Annotated in this window: 6 protein-coding genes; 2 read left to right on the plus strand and 4 right to left on the minus strand. The window is 44.8% G+C overall.

Annotation, left to right across the window (positions count from 1 at the left end; translation table 11 throughout):
• Positions 1-72: 72 nt before the first annotated feature.
• The gene (locus tag PX636_RS06705) at positions 73-675 is read right to left on the minus strand and encodes a GUN4 domain-containing protein (RefSeq protein ID WP_002768949.1); all 603 of its coding nucleotides are present in this window, start codon (positions 673-675) and stop codon (positions 73-75) included.
• Between the two features lie 83 nt (positions 676-758).
• Between PX636_RS06705 and PX636_RS06710 the strand changes: the two genes are divergently transcribed.
• A complete protein-coding gene (locus PX636_RS06710; RefSeq protein ID WP_002795782.1) occupies positions 759-1,739 on the plus strand; it encodes an aspartate carbamoyltransferase catalytic subunit in 981 nt (326 codons plus the stop codon).
• 23 nt (positions 1,740-1,762) lie between these two features.
• Here the strand turns inward: PX636_RS06710 and PX636_RS06715 are convergent, their stop codons facing one another.
• A complete protein-coding gene (locus tag PX636_RS06715; RefSeq protein WP_002795780.1) occupies positions 1,763-2,044 on the minus strand; it encodes a hypothetical protein in 282 nt (93 codons plus the stop codon).
• Positions 2,045-2,587: 543 nt separating this feature from the next.
• Between PX636_RS06715 and PX636_RS06720 the strand changes: the two genes are divergently transcribed.
• Positions 2,588-2,914 carry a hypothetical protein gene (locus PX636_RS06720; RefSeq protein ID WP_288116564.1) on the plus strand — a complete coding sequence of 109 codons (327 nt, stop codon included), beginning with the start codon at positions 2,588-2,590 and terminating at the stop codon, positions 2,912-2,914.
• A 457-nt stretch (positions 2,915-3,371) separates the two neighbouring features.
• On the opposite strand, the gene ureE is transcribed toward PX636_RS06720, so the two are convergent.
• On the minus strand, positions 3,372-3,848 hold the full coding sequence (ureE, locus tag PX636_RS06725; RefSeq protein WP_288116565.1) for an urease accessory protein UreE: 477 nt from the start codon (positions 3,846-3,848) through the stop codon (positions 3,372-3,374).
• Between the two features lie 76 nt (positions 3,849-3,924).
• Positions 3,925-4,410: a DUF4168 domain-containing protein gene (locus PX636_RS06730; protein ID WP_044034669.1), complete on the minus strand. Its 486-nt coding sequence runs from the start codon at positions 4,408-4,410 to the stop codon at positions 3,925-3,927.
• Between the last annotated feature and the right edge of the window lie 63 nt (positions 4,411-4,473).

The following is a 4,473-nucleotide window of genomic DNA, read 5'->3' on the forward strand; positions in this document are numbered from 1 at the left end:
AATTCTACTGACTACTGACTACTGACTACTGACTCCTAACCCTAACAACAATTTTTGATTTTTACAAGAGGTCTATTGTTTGCTTTGCCCTAAGCTAACAATATTACAGGTAACTAATCTTTGGGCGAGGGTGGTGTATTCTAGGCGACCACCGGCGATCTGATATTCGTCCCGGGGCGCCGGCAGATGACCGACGGGAGCATTGAGGGTATAGTTAAGATTTTCTTTAAAAATAATCCAATCACCATCTTTACGCCAACCGATGCGATCGCCAAAAGTTTGAAAATTTTCGATCGCCACTAAGCGCCCCGGTCGATTACCCGTCTCGATAAAAATGCGAAATTGGGTACTGAAACTAAAACGACCCCCGGAAGCTTCTTTCCAGAGTTGATCCATCTTTTGCAGATCCCAACAGGCCAATTTTTGCAGGTCTTCCATGGTAAACCAGCCCTGTAATTCCCGTCCGGTTGCTTTCAGCATTAAATTACGGGTTTCATCGTTAGCTTGCCGCCAATTTTGTTGAGCGAGGAAATTTTTCAGGCGAGTGTAATTAATGCCCGTGGTCGGTGATACCATTTCCCCAGAGGTGGCAGTCTGGGCAACGATCGCCGGCAAGGGATTGAGAAATAAAGCGATCGCAAGAGTGATCTGACACAAGGAAAAATTAATTCTCATAAACCCTATTTATTAACCTGATGCAAAGAAATCCTACAATAGCATAGACGAAATTTGCCGTTTTTACCGCCTCCTTAACTCCTATGGCTTTCACTTGGATCCGACACCATATTTTAGGATTAGAAGACTGGCAACCGGAAGAATACCAAACCCTGCTACAAACGGCCTCTAGTTTTCGTGAAGTTCTTTCCCGACGTACCAAGAAAGTGCCGGCCCTACAGGGACAAGTGGTGACAAATCTTTTTTTTGAACCTTCCACCCGCACCCGTAGTAGTTTTGAACTAGCGGCGAAACGTCTTTCGGCCGATGTTCTTAATTTTGCCCCGGGTAGTTCCAGTTTGACTAAGGGGGAAACGATTCTCGATACCGCTTTAACCTATGTGGCCATGGGTACGGATATTTTTGTCATTCGACATCAACAGTCGGGGGTTCCCGATTTGATTGCGGGGGAAATGGACCGTCTAGAATCGGGGGTCAGTATTCTTAATGCTGGGGACGGTCAACACGAACACCCCTCCCAGGGACTTTTAGACCTGTTTACGATCTGTTGTCTGTTAGATGAGGAAAATCCCCGTTTAGAACTGTTAGAGGGCAAAAAAATCGCTATTGTCGGGGATATACTCCATTCTCGTGTCGCTCGTTCCAATATCTGGAGTTTAACCACGGCAGGAGCAGAAGTACATTTGTCGGCACCCCCCACCCTGCTGCCGAAATATTTTGGGGAATTGTGCGATCGCCTATTTCTCCACTGGGATTTAGAACCAGCTTTAGAAAAGGCCGATTTTGTGATGACCCTGCGACTGCAAAAAGAACGCATGACTGCCAATCTTTTGCCCAGTTTACGGGAATATCATCAAAGTTTTGGCATTACTCGTCCTCGTTTGCAATCCTGTCAACCGGGGGTGAAGGTGCTTCATCCCGGTCCTGTGAATCGGGGAGTGGAAATTAGTTCCGATTTAATGGACGATCCCGATTTTAGTCTGATTTCCCAACAAGTTACCAGTGGTGTCGCTGTCAGAATGGCTTTGTTATACCTGATCGGTAATCTTCGCAGCGACCAGTAAAAGGTTCTCAGGGATTTGATCTTTTAGTCTGGTTTCATTGAAACAATCCTAAAGTTTTTATCAAGGTAAATATCATACTTTCTTCCTCCCTCACACACAGCATCTTCTGCTTCAAATAGGTTAGTCTCAACATCAAATTTCATCTCTTTAGGATTCCTACAACCCTGTTTTAGCAAAGCATCAGTCAACCGTGATGTTTCTTCAGGGGTCAAAGCCCGGTAATCACTACTATTAGCTTGACCCGCATAGATTGACATTCCTATAATGCTAAGAGATAGTAAGCTTATGATCGATTTGGTCTTCATTTTTTTAACTTCCTGAATACAATAAAAACATCATTCAAGGGGTTTTAAACCCAAGTTTTCTGTAATTAGTTCGGCACGATTACCGATCAAGTTTATCTTAGGGGAAGCATACCTGGATGGCAATAAGTATAAATACTCAAGCTACCCCTAGGGCTTTTCTAGGAACTGCGACCAGTAGCGGATTCCGTTCTCTTTAAACAGCAATTCTCAGTTTTAGACACAGCAAGCCTTTTAGGGATTTAAAGAACATTTTAAAGGGGGATTTTTGGGGCAACTTTGGGTGTACTATCACGTCAAAAGCCTGAAGACTCCTGAAATGAAATTCGCCATCCCATTGAATTTTACCCCGTATTATGCGAACTAACTCCCAAAAGCCTTGCTACAGGGCAAATTTAGAATTGCTGCCCTATGTATTTATTTCTATTTTCTCACAACCCACCAATGAGCAATTATATCTATTCCTAAATGGGGTGTACCCCCAGAAAGTTTCTGTATAGTATGTGGTTACGCACTGTCGTTAACTAAAACTTTGGAGGATAGATTATGGCTGTTGCTGGAAACTGGACGTTGTTTTACGATTGGGGCTGCGATGGCAGTTACAGTAAGACTACTATGACCGTCAATGCGACTGGGACTTGGACTAATGGTGAGGGTGTTAGTGGCCTATGGGTCCAGGTTGCGGGAATGTTTATGTTTACTTTCAACAACTCTGAGACGACGTATGCTGGTAACCTGGCGAGCAAATCGATCACCGGCATCTCCACTACTTTCACTGGCTTAAAAGGTTGCTTCTATATGCTGCAGGCTGGCGTGCCGACCACATTCACAGCCGAACGTGTTGCTGATAAGCTTAACGCTCAAGGCAAGTAAAGCAATCATCTGACCGGGCATGTCGGAGAACTATAAAGCTGTTGCCTGACAATTTCATCGAACATACCGGTCTAACTTTGCGATCCACCCGACCCGCGCCCGCAAGCAGTTTCGTGTTCTCGATTCCCTCATAGGTGCGGGCGGGTGAGCTTCTGCGTTAGTGCGATCGCTATTGCCGTAGGGTGTGTTCCCTAATGCAAGTCCTACTGCTCCGGCGATCGATTTTGGGGAACGCACCCTGCACATTCCCTCCCCAGATAGCGATCGCCGATGGTTGAATAATTGTAAGTTTTTGTTAAGGGGTGCGTTCAGATATAGGAATCGTCGCTATAACCCCAGAAAACCCCTGTTATTTTAGCTTATTGTCAGGAATTTAGTTAAACAAGGTTTTTGGCAGTCGTAAAAGGGAGGGAACGAGGCTTGCTGTGTCTAAAACTGAGAATTGCTGCTTTTGAAACTATCCCTTTTTTGCCTCTTCCAGGTCATGATAATGCTGATAAGCGCCGATTTCGGGGTTAAAGGGGGCGATTTCTTCAGTTACAGTTAATCCCAAACCTTCTAACATTGCTTCTAGGACAGAATCGGGGGCCAGACGCAGATAATCAGGATTAATTTCTAGGGCTACATGACGATTACCGAGGTGATAGGCGGCTTTGAGGAGTAAATCGGTTGAAGGGGCGGTAATAGTGATAACTGGTTCGGGTTTAGCAATAATTTGAACAATTTCGCCGTTTTCTCCCCGCAGGAAATCGCGATCCTGTAGAATGGTGCCGCGGGGTAAACGAAAACAGAGGGAAAAACCTTCGGGACTGTCGAGACGATAACGGCTGCGGGTGCGTTCTTCGGCCGTGAGTAGAAGGCTAAAAAGTACCGTTTCTGGGGGAGGTGAACTAGCGGTATGACGGGGGGGTAAGCGCTCGGTAAAAGTTAACATGGTAGTGGTCAATAGGAAAAAACATTCTTATTGTAGCCCCGACTCCAACTTGACCCGAAAAACTGAGGAACTTTTTCTATTTATTCTCCCGCTGCAGACGAATCATCTCATTTTGCACCCGTCGTCTCAAGTTATTATCGGTACGAATCCGGTTAGTAATGGCGTTAAATTGAGATGCGGTGAAGCCATTATCTTTGACAATCTTTTTTGACTTATTACAATAATCGACGGCAATTCTTTGGGCATTAGCGGGAAGATTATTAAAGCTTTCCCGTTGGTTACAGGTAATTGCCGGGGGACTTTTGCCTAAAATTTGCGAAATTTCCTCATAAGCTTGTTTTCTTTGGATTTCGATCGACAAAACTGCTTTGGCATAACGTTTGATTTGGTCAGCCGTAAAATCTTGAGTATAAGCGGAGGACTGAAAACTAACCACCTCCGTCGTCCAAGAAAATTCGGGGATCAGACCGCCAAGAATGGCGATTACTGCCAAAAAAGTCACGATAAAAGAACGTCTTAAGCTTTGACCTAGATCGGCTAGGGGATAGCAGTAAATCACCATGCGAGTTTGTCGCTGAATAGATAATGATAGCAAACTTTCCAGTTAAATCCTGCTTTTTTGAAT

It is taken from the genome of Microcystis sp. M53598_WE2 (assembly GCF_030067735.1).
Taxonomy (GTDB): domain Bacteria; phylum Cyanobacteriota; class Cyanobacteriia; order Cyanobacteriales; family Microcystaceae; genus Microcystis; species Microcystis aeruginosa.

Excerpts from the sequence above, each read along its gene's own strand:
- PX636_RS06705 (WP_002768949.1), bottom strand. The coding sequence starts at position 675 with ATGAGAATTAATTTTTCCTTGTGTCAGATCACTCTTGCGATCGCTTTA.
- PX636_RS06710 (WP_002795782.1), top strand. The coding sequence starts at position 759 with ATGGCTTTCACTTGGATCCGACACCATATTTTAGGATTAGAAGACTGG.
- PX636_RS06715 (WP_002795780.1), bottom strand. The coding sequence starts at position 2,044 with ATGAAGACCAAATCGATCATAAGCTTACTATCTCTTAGCATTATAGGA.
- PX636_RS06720 (WP_288116564.1), top strand. The coding sequence starts at position 2,588 with ATGGCTGTTGCTGGAAACTGGACGTTGTTTTACGATTGGGGCTGCGAT.
- ureE (WP_288116565.1), bottom strand. The coding sequence starts at position 3,848 with ATGTTAACTTTTACCGAGCGCTTACCCCCCCGTCATACCGCTAGTTCA.
- PX636_RS06730 (WP_044034669.1), bottom strand. The coding sequence starts at position 4,410 with ATGGTGATTTACTGCTATCCCCTAGCCGATCTAGGTCAAAGCTTAAGA.